Origin of the sequence: uncultured Subdoligranulum sp. (assembly GCF_963931595.1) — a bacterium.
In the GTDB taxonomy this organism is placed as follows: Bacteria; Bacillota; Clostridia; order Oscillospirales; family Ruminococcaceae; genus Gemmiger.
In genome coordinates this window covers 1605670-1624654 of the sequence record NZ_OZ007030.1, presented here as the reverse complement: position 1 = coordinate 1624654, position 18985 = coordinate 1605670, and the positions used below count along the sequence as shown (strand labels likewise).

General features: G+C 64.4%; 14 protein-coding genes. 5 read left to right on the top strand and 9 right to left on the bottom strand.

What is annotated here, in order from left to right:
- Positions 1–7: 7 nt before the first annotated feature.
- A complete protein-coding gene (gene prfB / locus ABGT73_RS07810) occupies positions 8–1129 on the top strand; it encodes a peptide chain release factor 2 (RefSeq protein ID WP_346669229.1) in 1122 nt (373 codons plus the stop codon).
- Positions 1130–1250: 121 nt separating this feature from the next.
- Entirely contained in the window at positions 1251–3617 is a 2367-nt protein-coding gene (locus ABGT73_RS07805; RefSeq protein WP_346669228.1) for an HAD-IC family P-type ATPase, read from the top strand.
- A gap of 48 nt (positions 3618–3665) precedes the next feature.
- On the opposite strand, the gene ABGT73_RS07800 is transcribed toward ABGT73_RS07805, so the two are convergent.
- The 4 genes from ABGT73_RS07800 to ABGT73_RS07785 form a co-directional block, all read right to left on the bottom strand.
- Positions 3666–4361, bottom strand: coding sequence for a YoaK family protein (locus ABGT73_RS07800; RefSeq protein WP_346669227.1), 696 nt, complete (start codon positions 4359–4361; stop codon positions 3666–3668).
- A 128-nt stretch (positions 4362–4489) separates the two neighbouring features.
- Positions 4490–6028, bottom strand: a complete 1539-nt coding sequence (locus tag ABGT73_RS07795) for an AAA family ATPase (protein ID WP_346669226.1) — start codon at positions 6026–6028, stop codon at positions 4490–4492.
- A gap of 9 nt (positions 6029–6037) precedes the next feature.
- Positions 6038–7354 carry a DUF2201 family putative metallopeptidase gene (locus ABGT73_RS07790; RefSeq protein ID WP_346669225.1) on the bottom strand — a complete coding sequence of 439 codons (1317 nt, stop codon included), beginning with the start codon at positions 7352–7354 and terminating at the stop codon, positions 6038–6040.
- A gap of 11 nt (positions 7355–7365) precedes the next feature.
- Complete coding sequence (locus tag ABGT73_RS07785) at positions 7366–8283, bottom strand: leucine-rich repeat protein (RefSeq protein ID WP_346669224.1); 918 nt, start codon at positions 8281–8283, stop codon at positions 7366–7368.
- A gap of 87 nt (positions 8284–8370) precedes the next feature.
- Here ABGT73_RS07785 and ABGT73_RS07780 point away from each other — a divergent pair, with 87 nt between their 5' ends.
- Positions 8371–9741, top strand: a complete 1371-nt coding sequence (locus tag ABGT73_RS07780) for an MATE family efflux transporter (RefSeq protein ID WP_346669223.1) — start codon at positions 8371–8373, stop codon at positions 9739–9741.
- Between the two features lie 46 nt (positions 9742–9787).
- On the opposite strand, the gene ABGT73_RS07775 is transcribed toward ABGT73_RS07780, so the two are convergent.
- The 5 genes from ABGT73_RS07775 to ABGT73_RS07755 all read right to left on the bottom strand — a co-directional run bounded on the left by ABGT73_RS07775 (position 9788) and on the right by ABGT73_RS07755 (position 16685).
- Complete coding sequence (locus ABGT73_RS07775) at positions 9788–11449, bottom strand: glutamine--tRNA ligase/YqeY domain fusion protein (RefSeq protein WP_346669222.1); 1662 nt, start codon at positions 11447–11449, stop codon at positions 9788–9790.
- 140 nt (positions 11450–11589) lie between these two features.
- A complete protein-coding gene (gene lepA / locus ABGT73_RS07770) occupies positions 11590–13398 on the bottom strand; it encodes a translation elongation factor 4 (protein WP_346669221.1) in 1809 nt (602 codons plus the stop codon).
- On the bottom strand, positions 13398–14585 hold the full coding sequence (gene alr, locus ABGT73_RS07765) for an alanine racemase (protein WP_346669220.1): 1188 nt from the start codon (positions 14583–14585) through the stop codon (positions 13398–13400). Before alr ends, lepA begins: the two co-directional genes overlap by 1 nt.
- Complete coding sequence (locus tag ABGT73_RS07760; protein ID WP_346669219.1) at positions 14582–15340, bottom strand: tRNA 2-thiocytidine biosynthesis TtcA family protein; 759 nt, start codon at positions 15338–15340, stop codon at positions 14582–14584. Before ABGT73_RS07760 ends, alr begins: the two co-directional genes overlap by 4 nt.
- A gap of 55 nt (positions 15341–15395) precedes the next feature.
- Complete coding sequence (locus ABGT73_RS07755; protein WP_346669218.1) at positions 15396–16685, bottom strand: chloride channel protein; 1290 nt, start codon at positions 16683–16685, stop codon at positions 15396–15398.
- A 156-nt stretch (positions 16686–16841) separates the two neighbouring features.
- On the opposite strand from ABGT73_RS07755, the gene ABGT73_RS07750 reads away from it, so the two are divergent.
- Entirely contained in the window at positions 16842–17981 is a 1140-nt protein-coding gene (locus tag ABGT73_RS07750; RefSeq protein WP_346669217.1) for an ATP-grasp domain-containing protein, read from the top strand.
- 22 nt (positions 17982–18003) lie between these two features.
- Positions 18004–18957: a glycosyltransferase family 2 protein gene (locus tag ABGT73_RS07745; protein ID WP_346669216.1), complete on the top strand. Its 954-nt coding sequence runs from the start codon at positions 18004–18006 to the stop codon at positions 18955–18957.
- Positions 18958–18985 lie beyond the last annotated feature (28 nt).

Here is an 18985-nt window from a genome sequence, read left to right as displayed (position 1 = left end):
TAACGATATGATCACCATTGACGAACTGAAAGCAAAACTCGGGGGAATGAAGACCTCGGTGGACGATCTGCGGGATGCGCTCTCCATCGAAGCCAGCGAAAAGCGGCTGGCGGAGCTGGAACACCAGATGACGCTGCCCGGATTCTACGATGACCAGGCCAAGAGCCAGAAGGTCATCAGCGAGATGGGCGAAGTCAAGAACAAGCTGGAGCGTTTCGGCAAGCTGTCCACCCAGTACGAGGAGGCCGAGACCCTGCTGGAGATGATCGAGGAGGAGAACGACCCCTCCCTGGCCAGCGAGGGCGAGCAGGCCGTGGAGGGCGTGGAGAAGGCCATCGACGAGCTGCAGCTCATGACGATGCTCAACGGCGAGTATGACCACAACAACGCCATTCTGACCTTCCATGCCGGCACCGGCGGCACCGAGGCCCAGGACTGGGCCGAGATGCTCTACCGCATGTACACCCGCTGGGCGGAGGCCCACGGCTACAGCGTGGAGGTGCTGGACGTGCTGGACGGCGACGAGGCGGGCATCAAGTCTGCCTCCATGATGATCAAGGGTGCCAACGCCTACGGCATGCTCAAGAGCGAGAACGGCGTGCACCGTCTGGTGCGCATCAGTCCCTTTGACGCCAATGCCCGCCGCCAGACCAGCTTTGCCAGCCTGGAGGTCATGCCGGAACTGAACGACAACATCCAGGTGGAGATCAACCCGGCGGATATCGAGATGCAGGTCTACCGTTCTTCGGGTGCCGGCGGCCAGCACATCAACAAGACCTCCTCGGCGGTGCGCCTGATCCACAAGCCCACCGGCATTGTGACCAGCTGCCAGACCCAGCGCAGCCAGCTGCAGAACCGCGAGTACGCCATGGAGATGATGAAGGCCAAGCTCTACCAGATCGCGCTGCAGCAGCATAAGGAGAAGATCGACGACATCAAGGGCGTCCAGAACGAGATCGCCTGGGGCCATCAGATCCGCAGCTATGTCTTCATGCCCTACACGCTGGTGAAGGACCACCGCACCAACTACGAGAGCGGCAACGTGCAGGCTGTGATGGACGGCGACCTGGACGGCTTCATCTACGCCTACCTGAAGGCCAGTTCCCGCGGCGAACTGCAGGACGTGTAACCGGCAGGAAATCCCAAGCGGCACACAGAGGTTTCTGTGTGCCGCTTTTTGCATACCGGCCCTTTATTTGTTCATAATCCGCTGGTATACTGATGCGATAATCGGGAAAGGGGGCCGGGAGATGGCTGCAACCAACGGGCTGACGGCGGCCCAGGTGGAAGAGCGCCGCCGCCAGGGCAAAGTGAATACGCCGCCCCAGTCGCCCACCAAGACGGTGGGGCAGATCGTGCGGGACAACCTGTGCACCTACTTCAACCTGGTGTTTGTGGTGCTGGCCGTCATGCTGGGGTCGGTGGGGTCCTGGCTGAACATGGGGTTCCTGGGGGTGGTGGTCTGCAACACCCTCATCGGCATTGCCCAGCAGCTGCGGGCCAAAAAAACCATCGATGAACTGACGCTGGTCTCCGCCCGCAGGGTGCGCTGTCTGCGGGACGGCCGGTGGGTATCCTGCCTGTCGGAGGCGCTGGTGCAGGACGACGTGGTGGCCTTCGGGGCGGGGGACCAGATCGTGGCGGACGCCGTGGTGCTGGAAGGCCAGGCCCAGGTGAACGAATCGCTGATCACCGGCGAGGAGCGGGCGGTGCCCAAAGGGCCGGGGGCGGCGCTGCGGTCGGGCAGTTTCCTGGTGGCGGGGCACTGCACGGCCCGGCTGACCCGGGTGGGGGCGGAGAGCTACGCCAGCAAGCTGACGGCAGCCGCCCAGGCGGACGGCCACAAGGTGGCCAAGGGCGAGATGATGCGCTCGCTGGACAAGCTGATCCAGGCCATCGGGCTGGGGCTGGTCCCGGTGGGGGTGGCGCTGTTCTGGAAGCAGCACGGGGTGCTGGCGCTGGATCTGCGCAGCTCGGTGGAGGGCACCGTGGCGGCGCTCATCGGCATGATTCCCGAGGGGCTCTATCTGCTCACCAGTGTGGCGCTGGCCATCGGCATGCTGCGGCTGGCGAGGCGGCGGGTGCTGACCCAGGACATGAACTGCATCGAGACGCTGGCCCGGGTGGATGTGCTGTGCATGGACAAGACCGGCACCATCACCGAGAGCGCCATGGAGGCACAGGAGCCCTTCCTGCTGGGGGGAGCCTCCCAGGCGGCTGTCCGGGAGATTCTCAATAGCTACTACCGTGCCGAGGAGCCGGACAACGACACCGGGCGGGCGCTAAAGGCGCGGTTCGGCGGGGGAGGCAAACCCTGGCCGGTGACGGGGCAGGTTCCCTTCCAGACGGCCTACAAGTACAGCGCCAAGTCCTTCGGCAAGGAGGGGGTCTACCTGGTGGGTGCCCCCGACATTCTGGCGGGCAGCCGCCTGTCGGAATTCCGGGCGCAGCTGGAACCGATGCTGGCTCAGGGGCGCCGGGTGCTGCTGCTGGCCCGCTGCCGGGGGCCGCTGCCCGACCCCGCAAAGCCCCTGGACCCGACGCAGCTGGATTTCCTCGCCCTGCTGCCGCTGGAAAACCGCATCCGGGCCACCGCCCCCGACACCATCCGGTATTTTGCGCAGCAGGGGGTGGCGCTGAAGGTGATTTCCGGCGACGAGCCCCGGGCGGTGAGCCATGTGGCCGCCGCGGCGGGCATTGCGGGGGCGGAGCGGTGGGTGGACGCCGCCACCCTGGACAGCGATGAAAAGCTGGCAAAGGCCGCCGGACAGAGCGTGGTGTTCGGGCGGGTGACGCCGGAACAGAAGCGCAAACTGGTTCACGCCCTGCAGCGGGCGGGCCACACGGTGGCCATGGTGGGGGACGGCGTCAACGATGTGCTGGCCCTCAAGGACGCCGACTGCGGCATCGCCATGGCCTCGGGGGCCCAGGCGGCCAGCCAGGTGGCCCAGCTGGTGCTGCTGGATTCGGACTTTGCTGCCCTGCCCCAGGTGGTGGCCGAGGGGCGCCGGGTCATCAACAACATCCAGCGCTCGGCGTCGCTGTTTCTCGTGAAAAACATCTTCTCGCTGCTGCTCAGCCTGGCGGCACTCTGCCTGCCGCTGACCTATCCCTTCCAGCCGCTCCAGCTTTCGCTGCTGTCGGCGGTGACCATCGGGCTGCCCTCCTTCGTGCTGGCGCTGGAACCCAACTACGAGCTGGTGCGGGGCAAGTTCATGCACAATGTGCTCCACGATGCCCTCCCCGGCGGCGTGACGGACTTTCTTTTGGTGTTCGTGGCCCAGGGCTTTGCCTGGGCGTTCGGACTTTCCGGTGAGGCGCTGGGCACCATCAGCACGCTGCTGGTGCTGGAAACCGGTCTCATCGTGCTGTTCAGGGTCTGCCATCCCTTCACGCCGCTGCGCTGGGCGCTGTGGGGCGGCTGCACGGTGCTGGGGCTGGGCGGTGCAGTGCTGTTCGCCCCCTGGCTGGAACTGATCCCTCTTTCGCCGGGGGAAACGCTGATTCTGGCGGTGCTGGCGGCGCTGGCCCTGCCGATGCTGCGCTGCACGGCCCGGGCGGTGGATGCCCTGTGGCAAAAGGGGCGGCAGCTGCGCGCGGCACACAAACAGGCATAACAAAAACCCGCACGGGGCGCTTCCCGTGCGGGTTTTGTGTTGGCGAACTCAGTAGGTTTCGGCAGGACGGTTGGTCTCCTTGCGGAACATCAGGCAAAGGCTGACGCAGAGCAGCGCGCAGGAAATCCAGATGGTGCGCAGCCCCAGGGGCGCCATGCACTGGGCGCCCACGCCGGCCCCCAGGGCAAAGAGCAGGATCACCGCGAAGTAATGCCCGGCCTTGCCCAGGGTTTTCCGGTCGTGGAGGCGCAGCCCCGTCACCAGGGAATCCATGCCGCTGCGCAGGTTGCCGATGCACATGGTGCTGGCAAAGGGATAGCCGTGCACCTTGCGGAAAGCCTGTACCTGCATGGCGCAGGCAAAGGAGACCAGGGCGTTGGCGGCCAGGTTGAGGGCATCGGGAAAGAATCCCACCAAGAAGAGCAGCAGAATTTCCACCAGCAGCACCAGCTGCCGCCAGTGCAGGCGGCGGTTTTCTTTAAAGAAGACGCGGATCAGTTCGGCGGCGGCCACGCCCAGGGCGAAGGCCAGCACCGGCACCAGGTAGTGGAAGAAGCGGGCCCAGTCCCCGGTGAAAAGGGACTGCCCCATAAAGACGATGTTGCCGGTCTGGGCGTTGGCGAATACCTTGCCCCGGCCCAGATAGGTGTAGGCATCCTGCAAGCCGCCGGACAGCGACAGGAACAGGACCGTGCGGAACGCCTCGGACATCTGCCGGGACGCGGACGAAATTGGTTGCAACATAACAAAACCCCTCTCTGCGCAAACGCTGCGGCCCCTTGCCGCAGCCGTTCCGTGGCCCATTATACTCTCCCCGGGGCGAGGTGTAAAGGGGCAGCAAAAATCCCGGCACCGCAGCGCCGGGATTTTCCTTAAAAGTCGTGGCTGTGTTCTTCCGCCCGCAGGTCGTCCCGCTGCAGTTCCGCCAGCAGTTCGTCCTCGCCGGCGTGGAGCAGCAGCTTCTGGCTGTACTGCTCAAACCGCTCGCACTCGTTGTCCGCCAGGAAGGGGGCAGAATCGGGGCCCAGGGCCAGCTCATTCACAAAGACCACCATCTCCTGGCCGTCGGGGAAGGCCCGCTCCATAAAGTCAAAGGCGGCTTCCAGCGCGTCGGAGGCGTCGGCCACGGCGGTTTCCCGGCGGCGCACCTGCTGGTTGAAGGCGGCCCGCACCGTGTCAAAGGCAGCGTCAGCGTCCAGTCCCTCGTCAAGGGTGGCGGCCCACCGGTCCAGCAGCGCCGCCGCCCGGGCGCGGGTGGCCGCCTCGGCGGGCAGCATGGTGCCGGCGGTCTTGCCCTCCTCCAGCCGGGCGCGGTAGCTCTTGCACTGGTCGGCGAACAGTTGGGCGGGCACAGCGTCGGCCTCGGCCTGGTTCAGGGCGCGCCGGAAATTGCGCAGCTGCTGGTAGCATGCATCGGTCACGGCGTCGGCGCTGCGGGCGGCGGCAAAGCGGGTGCTCAGCCCCGCCAGCAGCAGGCTCACCAGACTGATGCGCTCGTCAAAGCTGGCGTTCAGGGCGCGCTCCAGCACGGCGTCAAAAGGCTTGCCCTGCAAGATATCCTCCACGCCGTAATCCTGGTGGTATTTGCGGTAGAGCACCCAGTAGGCGGCAAAATCCCGGGCCACGTCGTGGTGGCGCAGGTATTGGCCGATGACCCCCTCGTCCACCGGCAGGTCCAGCTTGTCGGCGGCCTGCAAAAAGGCGGAGAGGTCCTCCCAGCCCCGGGCGGTGACAAACAGCGGGCCGTCCACGTCGTTTTCGATCTTGTAGAAATGCTGGGGCCGCAGTTCCAGATAGGCTGTCACGGCGGGATGCAGCCGGTGGGCGCGGGCGTAGGTCTGCCACACGCTGAGCTTGGGTTCAATGTCGATGCGGCGCACCCGGTCCAGCGTGACCAGGTCGAAGTCCCGCACGCTCTTGTTGTATTCCGGCGGGTTGCCGGCGGCCACGATCACCCAGCCCTCCGGCACCGCCTGGTTGCCGAAGGTCTTGCACTGCAGAAACTGCAGCATGGTGGGGGCCAGCGTCTCGCTGACGCAGTTGATCTCGTCGATGAAGAGGATGCCGTTTTTCTTGCCGGTGCGCTCCATGGCGGCGTAGACGCTGGCGATGATCTCGCTCATGGTGTACTCGGTAACGCTGCGGGTCCTGCCGCCGAAGTTGCGCTCCCGGATAAAGGGCAGGCCCACGGCACTCTGGCGGGTGTGGTGGGTGATGGTGTAGGCCACCAGGGCAATGTCGCACTCCTGGGCGATCTGCTCCATGATCTGGGTTTTGCCCACGCCCGGAGGGCCCATCAGCAGGATGGGCCGCTGGCGGATGGGCGGAATCAGCGGGCAGCCGGTGTCGTCGCAGGCCAGGTAGGCCCGCACGGTATCTTTGATTTCCTCTTTGGCACGTTGGATGTCCATGGATTTATCTCATCCTTTCGGTTGCTGTAAAAATTCCTCGGGCTGCAGCACCAGCCGCATGGCCCAGGGCGGCACCTCCGGCGGGGGTTCGCCGTTTTCCAGAAACAGGAACGCCACCTCGAAGGGGGGCCGCTTGGCGGGGTGGGTGCCCTTGCCGTCGGTGAAGTAGAGCACCCCCTGCATCTCCCGCAAGGGCCCTTCGGCCCGCAGCTCTTCGATGCGGGCAAAAGCGGGGCGGAAGTCGGTGCCGCCACCGCCCACCAGCGTGAAGGCCTGGGTGTAGCGGTCCAGGGCTTCCAGGTCGTAGAGCCAGGTCTCCTCCCGCACGGCGTTGTCGGCCTGCATCACGAGAATGCGGCACTGGCGGAAAAAGCTGTCCTGGCTTTTCAGCAGGGTAAAGGTCTCCCGCAGAAAGTTCTTCACCAGCTCCCCCGCGGTGGATTCGCTGGTGTCCAGCACAATAACAAAGTCCCGGATCTTCTTGCTTTCCCGGCTTTCCAGCGGCTCGATGAGCGGCATCTTGCCGTAGGTGCGCAGGCCGTAGGTGTAGTAGCCCAGGTCGAACTCATCGGGGTCCAGGTGGGATTCCTCCCGCCAGACGGCAAACCGGCGCAGAAAATCCTTGTAGCTGCGGCGGCTGCGGCTGGCCTGCACCTGGGCCTGCAAGGCGCGGGCGCCGTCGGTTTCGCCTGCCTGCCGGCCGGATTCCTCCATGCTCAGCTCGGTCTGTCGGCCCATCTGCTCCCACTGCTTGCCCCGCATCCGGGCGGAGGCACTGTCAGGGTCGGCGGGCCACAGCCGGTGGTCGTCACTGATAAATTCCTGCCGGTATTTCTGCAGGGTGGCGGCGTCGGTGGCAGCCAGTACCCGGTAGACCGGCCCGGCGGCCAGCAGCTTGCATTCCGCCTTCAGCCGGGCGTAGGTCTGCTGCCGCAGCCAGCCCACCGGCCGGGTGGTGGCGGGGGTGCCCAGGGAATCCAGCAGATGCTCCACCGTAATGTCGCAGGCAAGGCCCCACAGGGCGGGGTCCCGGCGGTCCCGCAGCCAGAGATGCCGCAAAATACAGTGGAACAGGCTGTGCAGGTAGGCTCTGGGCAGGTAGCGGCGGTTTTTGCGGTAGAGCTGCAATACCCATTCCGGCGGGTAATACAGGTGGGCGCCGTCGGTGGCCAGGGCCTTCTGGGTGCTGCGCAGCGGGGCAGGGGGCAGGGCGCCCAGGGCCGCGTTGAGATAGCGCTGGTCCAGGTAGAGCTCACTGCGGATCTGTTCCATCACCCGGTGGGCCATCGTCTCTTCCCATTCTGTTTGGGTTTCGGTGTGCGCCATAGCTCCCTCCGTCAAAGATCGTCAAAATCGTACCGCTTGGCCGCGCGCCTGGGGCGGGCCAGCAGAATGGTGGCCCCGGCGCTCCAGCCGGCTTTGGCGCATTGGGCAGCGGCCTGCTGCACCGGCAGCCCCAGCTTTACCAGCAGCCGCAGGGCCGCCTCGTCCCGGGCAGCAATGGCCAGCCCGAAGGCCCCCTCGGGGTGGGCGGTGAGGTAAAATTCATAGTCGGCGCGGGCATCCTCCCCCAGGGCAAAGGGGACCAGCAGCCGTCCCAGGGCCAGGCGGCAGAGTTTTTCCTCGCTCTCTCCCACACAGGCCTGGGCAAAGGTGGCGTCGTAAGCGGCGTAGTCCACTGCCCCGCCGGAAAAGCACTGTCGCATGCGGTAGCCTTCGCCCTCAATGCTGTGGTTGAAGATGTGGGCGGGGGTGTTTTCGTCCAGCCATTCAAAGTATTCGGGGTAGAAGAGCTTCGCCCCCGGCGCCCCCAGGAACTCCACCCCCACATCGGCGCTGACGGCCCCCAGCAGTTTTTTCAGGCCGGTTTCGGCATCGGGGGCGGCCCGCAGCGCGAAGGTGCGCAGCGCCCGGCAGTTGGTGAAGAGGTCGCTGCCCAGGCTTTCCAGGGCCGGGCCCGCCTCCACCCGGCGCAGCCGGTGGCAGTTGTAGAAGGCGGCGCTGTGGAGCACCTGCACCGAATCGGGCAGCACCGCTTCCTCCAGAAAATCCCCGGTCACCTCGTGGGTATCGGTGCTGTCGGCGGGCCAGAGGGCGCCGTCCCGGAGTTCGATCTCCCGGGCGGCAAAACAGTAGGGCCCCACCTCGGTGACGGGGCGTCCCGCCACAAGGCCGGGCAAAACGGGGCAGGGGGAATCCCCCAGCACGCGCAGAATCCGCGCGCCCTCCCCGCAGGGCTGCCATAACACTGCCATAACCGTTTCCCCCTCTTTACATTGTGGCCATTATAGCATAAAATAGGTGCGCAAGGAATATGGAAAAGGAGAAAATCAAGTTTTATTATGCGCACTGTCAGACAAACGGATATCCTGACCGGCAGCATTCCACGGCAGCTGCTGGTTTTCTTTCTGCCCATCTGGTTCGGTACGCTGTTCCAGCAGCTGTACAACACCGCCGACACGCTGATCGTCGGCAATTTTGTGGGCACCAATGCCCTGGCGGCGGTGGGCGCCACCGGGGCCTTTGTCAACCTGCTGGTGGGGCTGTTTGTGGGCCTTTGCAGCGGCGCCGGCGTGGTGGTGGCCCAAAGTTACGGCGCCAGGGACCTGGACGCTGTGGACCGGCAGGTGCACACCGCCCTGGTGTTCAGCGTGGTCATCGGCGCGCTGCTCACCGTGCTGGGGCTGCTGTCCGCCGAGCCGGTTTTGCGGCTGATGGGCACCCCGGCGGAGATCCTGGGGGATGCGGCGCTCTATCTGCGCATCTACTTCCTGGGCATGATCCCGCAGATCCTTTATAACATGGGCACCAACATCCTGCGGGCGGCGGGGGATTCCAAACGTCCGCTCTACTTCCTCATTGTGGCGTCCCTCGTCAACATCGTGCTGGACGTGGTCTTCATCGCCGGGTTCCACTGGGGCGTAGCGGGGGCGGCTTTGGCCACGGTGATCAGCCAGATCGCCAGCGCGGTGCTGACGCTGCGCTGCCTGGCCGGGTTCCATGGCATGCCCTGGCATCTGTCGGCGGGCAAACTGCGGATGGAACGGACCATTCTCGTGGCCATCTGCACCATCGGCATCCCGGCGGCGGCCCAGAGCGCGCTGTACAACGTGAGCAACATGATGATCCAGAGCTGCATGAACGGCTTCGGCACCGACACCATCGCAGCCTGGGGCGTCTACGGCAAGATCGACTTCATCTTCTGGATGACCATCAACTCGCTGGGCATTGCCATCACCACCTTTGCGGGGCAGAATTTCGGCGCCAAACAGTACGACCGTGTGCACCGGGGCACCCGCATCTGCCTGGAGATGGCGGCGGGCATCACGGTATGCATCAGCGTGGTGTTCTACCTGGGGGCGCGGCCGTTGTTTGCCCTGTTCAGCCAGGACCCCGACGTGATCGAGGTGGGCGTGCATATGATGCAGGTGCTGGTGCCCGCCTATGTGACCTACGTCTGCATCGAGATCCTGTCCGGCGCGCTGCGCGGCTGCGGCGATGTGCGGATTCCCACCCTCATCACGGTGGTCTGCGTCTGCGGACTGCGCATCCTCTGGCTGGTCACGGCGGTGCCGGTGTGGCACTCGGTGGCCACGGTGGAGATGAGCTACCCCATCACCTGGGGGCTGGCTTCGCTGCTCTTCATTCTCTACTACAAAAAGGGCGGCTGGCTGACCCGCTGCATTGCGGCGCGGCACCCCGCAGCGGAATAAAAACAAAAAGACCGGCGCTTTTGCGTCGGTCTTTTGCTTTGTGTTGTTACAGCTTGAAGCTGTCCTTCAGCGTCACGATGCGGTTGTAGACGCCGGGGTTCTTGCTGTCCGGCGTGAAGTAGCCGGTGCGCACGAACTGGAAGCGTTCGCCGGGCTGGGCATCCCGCAGGCTTTCCTCCAGCTTGGCGTGGGGAACCACCACCACGCTCTCGGGGTTCAGGTAGTCCTTGAAGTCGGCGTCATCGGGAATGCTGTTCATGTTGGCCTCGGTGAACAGCTTGTCGTACAGCCGGACTTCCGCCTCCACGCAGTGCTGGCAGCTGACCCAGTGGATGGTGCCGCGCACCTTGCGGCCGTCGGCGGGGTTGCCGTTGCGGGTCTCCAGGTCGGCCTCGGCGTGGATGGCGGTGATGTTGCCGTCCTCGTCCTTGTCCACGCCGGTGCAGCGCACCAGGTAGGCGCCCATCAGGCGCACTTCCTTGCCCAGGGTCAGCCGCTTGAACTTGGGCGGCGGCACCTCAAAGAAGTCGCTGCGATCGATCCACACCTCGCGGGTGAAAGCCACCGGCCGGGTGGAGCTGTCGTTGGCGTCGCGGTTGGGGTTGTTGGGCAGCTCAAAGGTCTCGCAGGCATCGGCGGGGTAGTTGTCGATGATGAGCTTGACGGGGTCCAGCACGGCCACCCGGCGCTGGGCGTTCAGCTCCAGCTCGGAGCGCAGCACCGCTTCCAGCTGGCGCATGTCCACCAGGTTGTCGGCCTTGGAGATGCCGGCCTCCCGCACAAAGGTGAAGATGCTGGTGGGGGTGTAGCCGCGGCGGCGCAGGCCGCTCAGGGTGGGCATGCGGGGGTCGTCCCAGCCGTCCACGATGTTCTTCTCCACCAGTTCCCGCAGGTAGCGCTTGCTCATGACGGTGTTGGTCACGTTCAGGCGGGCGAACTCCCGCTGTTTGGGGAACTCGGTGCCGAAGATGTTGGTGATGACCCACTCGTACAGCGGGCGGTGGTTTTCAAACTCCAGGCTGCACAGGCTGAAGGTGATGCCCTCGATGGCGTCCTGGATAGGATGGGCAAAGTCGTACAGCGGATAGATGCACCACTTGTCGCCCTGGCGGTGATGGGCCACATGCTTGATGCGGTAGATCGCGGGGTCGCGCATATTCATGTTGGGGCTGGCCAGGTCGATCTTGGCGCGCAGCGTCTTTTCGCCGTCGGCGAATTCACCGGCCCGCATGCGGCGGAACAGGTCCAGGTTCTCCTCCGGCGTGCGGTCCCGGTAGGGGCTGGGACGGCTGGGTTTGCCGGCATCGTTGCCGCGGTATTCCTGCATCTCCTCCCGGGTCAGGTCGTCCACGTAGGCCTTGCCCTCCCGGATGAGCTTCTCGGCGTATTCGTAGCAGCGCTCGAAATAGTCGCTGCCGTAAAAAATGCCGCCGTTGGGATCGGCGCCCAGCCAGTGCAGGTCCTTCAGGATGCTCTGCACGTATTCGTCACCCTCGCGGGCGGGGTTGGTGTCGTCAAAACGGAGGTTGAACTTGCCGCCGTAGTGCTTGGCGATGGTGTAGTTGATGAAAATCGCCTTGGCCGAACCGATATGCAGATATCCGTTGGGTTCCGGCGGAAAACGGGTATGCACGGTATCGACCTTGCCCTCGGCAAGGTCGGCATCGATGATATCCGTCAAGAAGTTGGAAAATTTTTCTTCTGCCATAAATCGCACCCCAAATTTTTAGTGTCCCTTTATTGTACACTACTTCCTATAAAATGGCAAGGGGGCGCCGATTTCAAAATGAAATGCGCCGTCCCCGCACAAAAAAGCCGCACGGTGTTCCGCGCGGCTTGCCATACAGTTTAAGAATCGGAATCCAGCTTCAGGACGGCGGTGAAGGCCTCGCTGGGCAAAGTCACGCTGCCCAGCTGGCGCATCTTCTTTTTGCCTTCCTTCTGCTTTTCCAGCAGTTTCTTTTTGCGGGTGATGTCGCCGCCGTAGCACTTGGCCAGCACGTCCTTGCGCATGGCCTTGACGGTTTCCCGGGCAATGATCTTGCCGCCCACCGCCGCCTGGATGGGAATCTCGAAGAGGGCGCGGGGGATGTTCTCCTTCAGTTTCTCGCAGATGCGGCGGCCCTTGGCGTAGGCGTTGTCCGCAAAGACGATCATGGACAGGGCATCCACCGGGTCGCCGTTGAGCAAAAAGTCCAGCCGGACCAGCTTGCTCTCGTGCCAGCCCTCCCACTCGTAGTCGTAGCTGGCGTAGCCGCGGCTGCGGGATTTGATGGCGTCGAAGAAGTCGTAGACGATCTCGCCCAGCGGCAGCTGGTAGTGCAGGTCCACGCGGGTTTCGTCCATATATTTCATGTCCACCATGACACCCCGCTTGGCCTGGCAGAGGTCCATCAGCGGGCCCACGTAGTCGTTGGGGGTGTAGATGTGGGCGTTGACGAAGGGTTCCTCCTGCTTGACGATGCGGGTGGGGTCGGGGTAGGAGGCCGGGTTGTCGATGATCTCCACCGTGCCGTCGGTAAGGGTCAGCCGGTACTGTACGCCGGGGGTGGTGGTGATGAGGTTGAGGTCAAACTCCCGTTCCAGACGCTCGGTGATGATCTCCATGTGGAGCAGGCCCAGAAAGCCGCAGCGGAAGCCAAAGCCCAGGGCAGCGCTGGTTTCCGGCTCGAAGCTTAAAGAAGCATCGTTGAGCTGCAGTTTTTCCAGGGCGTCCTTCAGGTCGGGGTAGTCGGCACCGTCCGCCGGATAGATGCCACAGAAGACCATGGGGGTCACGGTGCGGAAACCGGGCAGCGCCTCCGCCGTGGGGTTGGAGGCCAGCGTGACGGTATCGCCCACCCGGGTATCCCGCACCGTCTTGATGCTGGCGGTCAGATAGCCCACCTCGCCGGCTTCCAGATGGTCGCAGGGGGTCAGGCTGGTGGCGCCCATGTGGCCCACCTCCACCAGCTGGAACTCGGCGCCGGTGCTCATCAGGCGGATGGTGTCGCCGGGCTTGACGGTGCCCTCAAAGATGCGCACATAGACGATGACACCCTTGTAGCTGTCGTAGATGGAGTCAAAGATCAGCGCCTTCAGCGGTTTGTCCGCGTCGCCGGAAGGGGCGGGAATGTCCTTGACCACACATTCCAGCACGTCCTTGACGCCGATGCCCAGCTTGGCGGACACCCGGGGCGCCTCCATGCAGGGCAGGCCGATAACATCCTCCACCTCCTTGGCCACGGCGTCGGGGTCGGCGCTGGGCAGGTCGATCTTGTTCAGGATGGGCACCACTTCCAGGTTGTGGTCCAGCGCCAGGTAGCAGTTGGCCAGCGTCTGGGCCTCCACGCCCTGGCTGGCGTCCACCACCAGCACGGCGCCCTCGCAGGCGGCCAGGCTGCGGCTGACTTCGTACTGGAAGTCCACGTGACCCGGGGTATCGATGAGGTTGAGCTCGTAGGTCTTGCCGTCGTCGGCCTTGTAGCGCATGGTGACGGCCCGGGCCTTGATGGTGATGCCGCGCTCCTTCTCGATGTCCATGTCGTCCAGCACCTGGTCGGTCATGGTGCGTTTGTCCACACTGTCGGTCAGCTCCAGCATGCGGTCCGACAAGGTGGACTTGCCGTGATCGATGTGAGCGATGATACAAAAGTTGCGAATGGTGTCGCGAGCCATCAATTTTCCTCCAAATCGTTCCAGATCTTGCAGATTTTTCCCTTTTCCAGATAGACGCGGGGCACCCGGCGGGCGATGCCGCATACGATCTCATAGCAGATGGTGTCGGTCTTGCGGGCGATGGTGTCGGCGGTGTCGGCAGCGCCGGGGCCAAAGACCGTCACCTCGTCGCCCATCCCGACGCCGGGAATGTTGGTCACGTCCAGCAGGGTCTGGTCCATGCAGACCCTGCCCAGCACCGGCGCGGGCTGGCCGTTGACCATCATCAGGCCCTGGCCCTGGGTGCCCGAGAGCATCCGGGGGTAGCCGTCGGCGTAGCCCACACAGACGGTGGCCACCCGCATGGGGGCCTTCGCCGTGAAGGTCCGGCCGTAGCTCACGCTCTGACCGGGCAGCAGGTCCTTGACGAAGGTCACAAGACATTTCAGCGTCATCACCGGCTTCAGCACGGGGAAGTGCAGCTCGTCGCTGGGGTCCAGCCCGTAGAGGATGATGCCGGCGCGGGTCATGTCGTGGCGCCATTTGGGGTGGCGCAGCTGGGCGGCGGAGTTGGCGCAGTGGACGGTGCCGGTGTCGTAGCCGTCGGCCTGCAGCCGGTCCACCACCTGGCGGAAGAGGGCATACTGGCTGTCGGTGTAGTCCTGGGCGTCCGGCTTCACGCTGTCCGCCACCGCGAAGTGCTGGAAGATGCCGCAGATGGAAAGCCCGGGCAGGGCGTAGAGCGCTTCCAGCTCTTTTACCACGGCCTGCCAGTCGCTGCGGGCGGCAAAGCCGATGCGGCCCATGCCGGTGTCCACTTTCAGGTGGACCTTGACCCTGACGCCCGCCGCCACCGCCGCCTCCGAGAGGGCCTTGGCATACTGGGTGGAGAAGCAGGCGGTGATGATGTCCTGGTCGGCCAGGACGGCGGCCTGGGACGGGTCGGTGTAGCCCAGGATCAGGATGGGCAGCGTAATGCCGTGGCGGCGCAGGTGCTTTGCCTCCGAAAGGCAGCTCACCGCAAAGGCGGCGGCGCCTTCCTGCTGCAGCACCCGGGCCACCGTGATGTCGCCGTGGCCGTAGGCATCCGCCTTGACGACGGCGCACACCGGCCCGTTGACGGTACGTTTGATAAAGGCAAAGTTGTGGCGCAGGGCGTCCAGATCAATCTCTGCCCAGCAGTGTTTTTCCAGCATGAAATCACTCACTTGGACCACTCCTTTTTGCGGCCGGTGTGCAGCGGCTTCCAGCCGTCAATGCCGCTTTCCTGCAGGGCGTGCAGCGTTTTCTGACGGAATGCAGGGTCCTTGCGGCTGAATTCACGGACAAACTGTTTGGTCTCCTCCCGGGTGGTCACGCCGTCGGCAGGGCAGCGGCTCTTGATCACCGGGAAACCCGCCCGCTTGATGGCGGAGAGCACCTCGCTCTCGGTGGCCAGCAGCAGCGGCCGGATCATCGTCAGGTCGCGGCGGGACAGGTAGGTCACCGGCGAGAAGCAGCCGATGCGGCCCTCCCGCCAGAGGTTCATATAAAAGGTTTCCACCGCGTCGTCCAGGTGATGCCCCAGCGCCACCTTGTTGCAGCCCAGCTGCTGGGCTGCGGTGTGCAGCGTGCCCCGGCGCAGCTTGGCGCAGAGGGCACAGGGGTTGGATTCCTTGCGGTAGTCAAACACCACGGGACCGATGTCGGTGCGGCGGATCTCGTAGGGGATGCCTTCCGCCGCGAAAAGGTCTACCAGCGGGCTGTAGTCGGTTTCCACCCCGCCGAAGCAGGGGTCCAGCGTCACGGCCTGCACCTCAAAGGGTACGCCCAGGTAGGCCCGCAGCCGTCCCAGGGCGACGGTCAGCACCACGCTGTCCTTACCGCCCGAGACCCCCACCAGAACGCGGTCGCCGGGGGCGATCATTTCATAGTCCTGCACGGCCTTGCGCACAAGACCGGTGATATGCTGCATGGCGTCCATGACCGTCCTCCCTTCTTAACGTTTCATTATACCATGTTCAAGGTTCGGGTACAACTCAATTTTCCTCCTCGGGGACAGCTTCGGTCCAGCGGCCCTCCTGGAAGCGGACGCCGCCGATCTGCAGCTTGGAGTGCAGGAAATGCTGTTCATGGTAGAGGCTGAAATAGCTGGACAGCATGTAGGAGACAGCGCACACCAGGGCAAACAGGGGCAGGCACTGTCCGCCGAAGACCTCCAGCCCCAGGCAGATGGAGGCCAGCGGGCTGTTGGTGCAGCCGCAGAAGAGGGCCACCATGCCTAAAGCAGCGCCCAGGGGAGCGGGCAGGCCCAGCAGCGGGGCCACGGCGCAGCCGAAGGTGGCACCCGTGAAGAAGATGGGCACGATCTCGCCGCCCTTGTACCCGGCGCCCAGCGTCAGGGCGGTGAAGAGCATCTTGAGGGCGAAGGCCCAGGGCAGGGCCTGGCCGGCCATGGCGGCGGCAATGACCGCGCTGCCGGCGCCGTTGTAGTCGGTGGTGCCCAGCAGCTTGGTGAGGGCGATGATGAGGATACCGCCCGCCACCACCCGCAGATAGGGGTTGGGGAAGAATTTCGCGTACAGCCTGGGGGTGGCGTGGAGCAGCTCACAGAAGGCGATGCTCAAGGCGGCCAGCAGCGCGCCCAGCAGCAGCACCTGCCCGATGGTGACGGGGTTCAGCTCCGCCGTGGCGGCCAGCTTAAAAGCGGTGGGGGCAAGGCCCATCTGGCTGCTGATCCAGACGCCCAGCAAAGCGGACACCAGGCAGGGCAGCAGGGCGGCATACTGCATGGAGCCCACGTTGACCACCTCGATGGTGAAGACGGTGGCGGCCAGCGGCGTGCCGAAGATGGCGGAGAAGGCCCCGGCCATGCCGCACATCGTCATGAAGCGGCAGTCGCGGCGGTTGAGGCGCAGCAGACGGCCGACCTGCCCGGAAACCGAGCCGCCCAGCAGTAGCGCCGCGCCCTCCCGGCCGCTGGAACCGCCCAGCAGGTGGGTGGTGACGGTGGAAAAGAAGATCAGCGGAGCGGTGCGCAGTGTCAGCACCTGGCGCTCCCGCACGGCGGCAAAGGCCTGGTTGGTGGAGCCGCCCCCCTGGGGGTCAAACCGGCGGTATAAAAAAACAATGACCAGGCCGCCCACCGGCAGAAGCCAGAGCAGCCAGCCCTGGACGCCGCGGGTGGCGTTGGCCCAGTTCAGTGCCAGTCCGAAGGCCGCTCCCAGCGGCCCGGTAATGCAGCCCACCAGGGCCGCCAGCACCACCCATTTGACACAGACCCGCAGGTAGCGCACCGTGCCGCGCAGTGCAGTTTGCAACGTTTGCATAAAAACATCCTCTCACTCATAATGCCTACCATTATACCCTGCAAGGCGGTAAAACACAAGAGAAAGGGTCCTTCCCATTTGAGGCTGCCTGTGCTATAATACACGGTACACGACAAACAGACCGCTTCGGGCGGACCGGGGTAAAGGAACGGGAAAATGAAACGACTGGCGATTATCGGCGCGTCCTATCTGCAGGCGCCGCTGATTCAGAAAGCGAAGGATATGGGGTGTGAAACCCACGTGTTTGCCTGGGCGGCGGACGATGTGGGGGAGAAGATGGCGGACCATTTCTATCCCATCAGCATTGTGGAGAAGGACGCCATCCTGGAAAAATGCCGCGAGATCGGCATCGACGGCATCTGCACCATTGCCAGCGACCTGGCGGCCATCACGGTGAACTACGTGGCGGAAAAGCTGGGCCTGACCGGCAACACCATGCGCTGCTGCGAGAAATCCACCAACAAGCACAAGATGCGGGAAGCCTTTGCGGCGGCGGGGGACCCCTCCCCGCGGTCGGTGCTCATCGCTCCCGGAACCGATCTTTCGGTGCTGGAGGGCATGCAGTATCCGCTGATCGTCAAACCCACCGACCGTTCGGGCAGCCGCGGCATCACCGAGGTGAACCGCCCGGCGGGGCTGCAGGCGGCCCTTGCCCGTGCCCGGGAGCAGAGCTTTGAGAAGATGGCCCTGGTGGAGGAGTTCGCCACCGGGCAGGAGTACAGCGTGGAGTGTATCTCCTGGAAAGGAGAGCATCATCTTCTGCAGATCACCCTCAAATACACCACGGGAGCGCCCATGTACATAGAGACCGGCCACATGGAACCGGCCCCGCTGACCGATGCCATGCGGGAAAAGGTGCGCCGGACGGTCTTCCATGCGCTGAACACGCTGGAGATCCAAAACGGCGCCTCCCACAGTGAACTCAAGATCGACGCGGCGGGCAACATCCGCCTCATCGAGATCGGCGGCCGGATGGGCGGCGACTGCATCGGCAGCCATCTGGTGCCGCTGTCCACCGGGCTGGATTTTGTGGGGATGGTGGTGCAGATCGCCCTGGGCCAGGCCCCGGACCTGACCCCCGGGCCCCATCACGGGGCCTGCGGCATTCAGTTTGTGTTCGGTCCCCGGGACCTGGAACGGCGGGAAGCCCTGCGCGCCGTGCCGGGCATCACCCTGGTGGAGGAAAGCCCCATCGACCCCATGGACCACATCGTGACGGATTCCTCCACCCGGTTCGGCTACTACATCTTTGCCGCGGAGGACCCGGCGCGCATCTGCACCTGGATGGAAAAATAAGAGGAAGGAAAGACGGCATTTCATGCAACTGCTCAGCTTTGTCATTCCCTGCTACCACAGCGCGGCCACCATCGGCGCGGTGGCCCGGCAGATCCGGCAGACCGTAGAGGCGGACGGCCGCTATGAGTACGAGATCATTCTGGTCAACGACAACCCCGCCGACGATACCTGGCGGGAGATCTGCCGCCTGAAACAGGAGGACCCGCAGATCTTCGGCATCTGCATGTCCCGCAACTTCGGGCAGGCCTCGGCGCTGATGGCGGGCTACCGCCATGTGCACGGGGACATTGTGGTAAGTCTCGACGACGACGGCCAGACGCCGCCCGCCGAGATGTTCCGCCTCATCGACGCCCTGGACGAGGACACCGACGTGGTCTATGCCAGCTACCCGTCCAAGCACCACAGTGCCTTCCGCAACTTCGGCAGCAGGGTCAACGACTGGATGGCCACCTGGCTCATGGGCAAGCCCAAGGACCTCTACATGGCCAGCTACTATGCGGCCCGGCGGTTCATCATCGACGAGATGGTCAAATGCGACAATCCCTTCCCCTATGTGGACGGCCTGGCCGTGCGTTCCACCTGCCGGTTCAAGAATATCCCCATCGACCACCAGGACCGTGCGGAAGGGGAGAGCGGCTATACCTTCTTCAAGCTGCTGGGGCTCTGGCTCAACGGGTTCACCGCCTTCTCGGTGAAGCCGCTGCGGGTGGCCACCGTGATGGGCGTGGCCTTCTCGCTGATCGGCTTTCTGTTTGCGGTGATCATCGTGGTGCGCAAGATCATCCTGCTGGATCAGATCGACGCGGGCTGGTCCAGCATTGTGGCCATCGTGCTGCTGCTGGACGGCATCCTCATGATGATGCTGGGCCTGGTGGGAGAGTACGTGGGCCGCATGTACATGACGATGAACAAAAGCCCCCAGTACGTCATCCGCAGCACCACGGCGGCCCCGGGGCAGCCTGAAACCAAGCAATAAAAAATCCCGGCTCCACAGGAGCCGGGAT

Bases quoted from the DNA above. Each gene is read 5' to 3' on its own strand.
- prfB (WP_346669229.1), top strand. From the start codon at position 8: ATGATCACCATTGACGAACTGAAAGCAAAACTCGGGGGAATGAAGACC.
- ABGT73_RS07805 (WP_346669228.1), top strand. From the start codon at position 1,251: ATGGCTGCAACCAACGGGCTGACGGCGGCCCAGGTGGAAGAGCGCCGC.
- ABGT73_RS07800 (WP_346669227.1), bottom strand. From the start codon at position 4,361: ATGTTGCAACCAATTTCGTCCGCGTCCCGGCAGATGTCCGAGGCGTTC.
- ABGT73_RS07795 (WP_346669226.1), bottom strand. From the start codon at position 6,028: ATGGACATCCAACGTGCCAAAGAGGAAATCAAAGATACCGTGCGGGCC.
- ABGT73_RS07790 (WP_346669225.1), bottom strand. From the start codon at position 7,354: ATGGCGCACACCGAAACCCAAACAGAATGGGAAGAGACGATGGCCCAC.
- ABGT73_RS07785 (WP_346669224.1), bottom strand. From the start codon at position 8,283: ATGGCAGTGTTATGGCAGCCCTGCGGGGAGGGCGCGCGGATTCTGCGC.
- ABGT73_RS07780 (WP_346669223.1), top strand. From the start codon at position 8,371: ATGCGCACTGTCAGACAAACGGATATCCTGACCGGCAGCATTCCACGG.
- ABGT73_RS07775 (WP_346669222.1), bottom strand. From the start codon at position 11,449: ATGGCAGAAGAAAAATTTTCCAACTTCTTGACGGATATCATCGATGCC.
- lepA (WP_346669221.1), bottom strand. From the start codon at position 13,398: ATGGCTCGCGACACCATTCGCAACTTTTGTATCATCGCTCACATCGAT.
- ABGT73_RS07760 (WP_346669219.1), bottom strand. From the start codon at position 15,340: ATGGACGCCATGCAGCATATCACCGGTCTTGTGCGCAAGGCCGTGCAG.
- ABGT73_RS07755 (WP_346669218.1), bottom strand. From the start codon at position 16,685: ATGCAAACGTTGCAAACTGCACTGCGCGGCACGGTGCGCTACCTGCGG.
- ABGT73_RS07750 (WP_346669217.1), top strand. From the start codon at position 16,842: ATGAAACGACTGGCGATTATCGGCGCGTCCTATCTGCAGGCGCCGCTG.
- ABGT73_RS07745 (WP_346669216.1), top strand. From the start codon at position 18,004: ATGCAACTGCTCAGCTTTGTCATTCCCTGCTACCACAGCGCGGCCACC.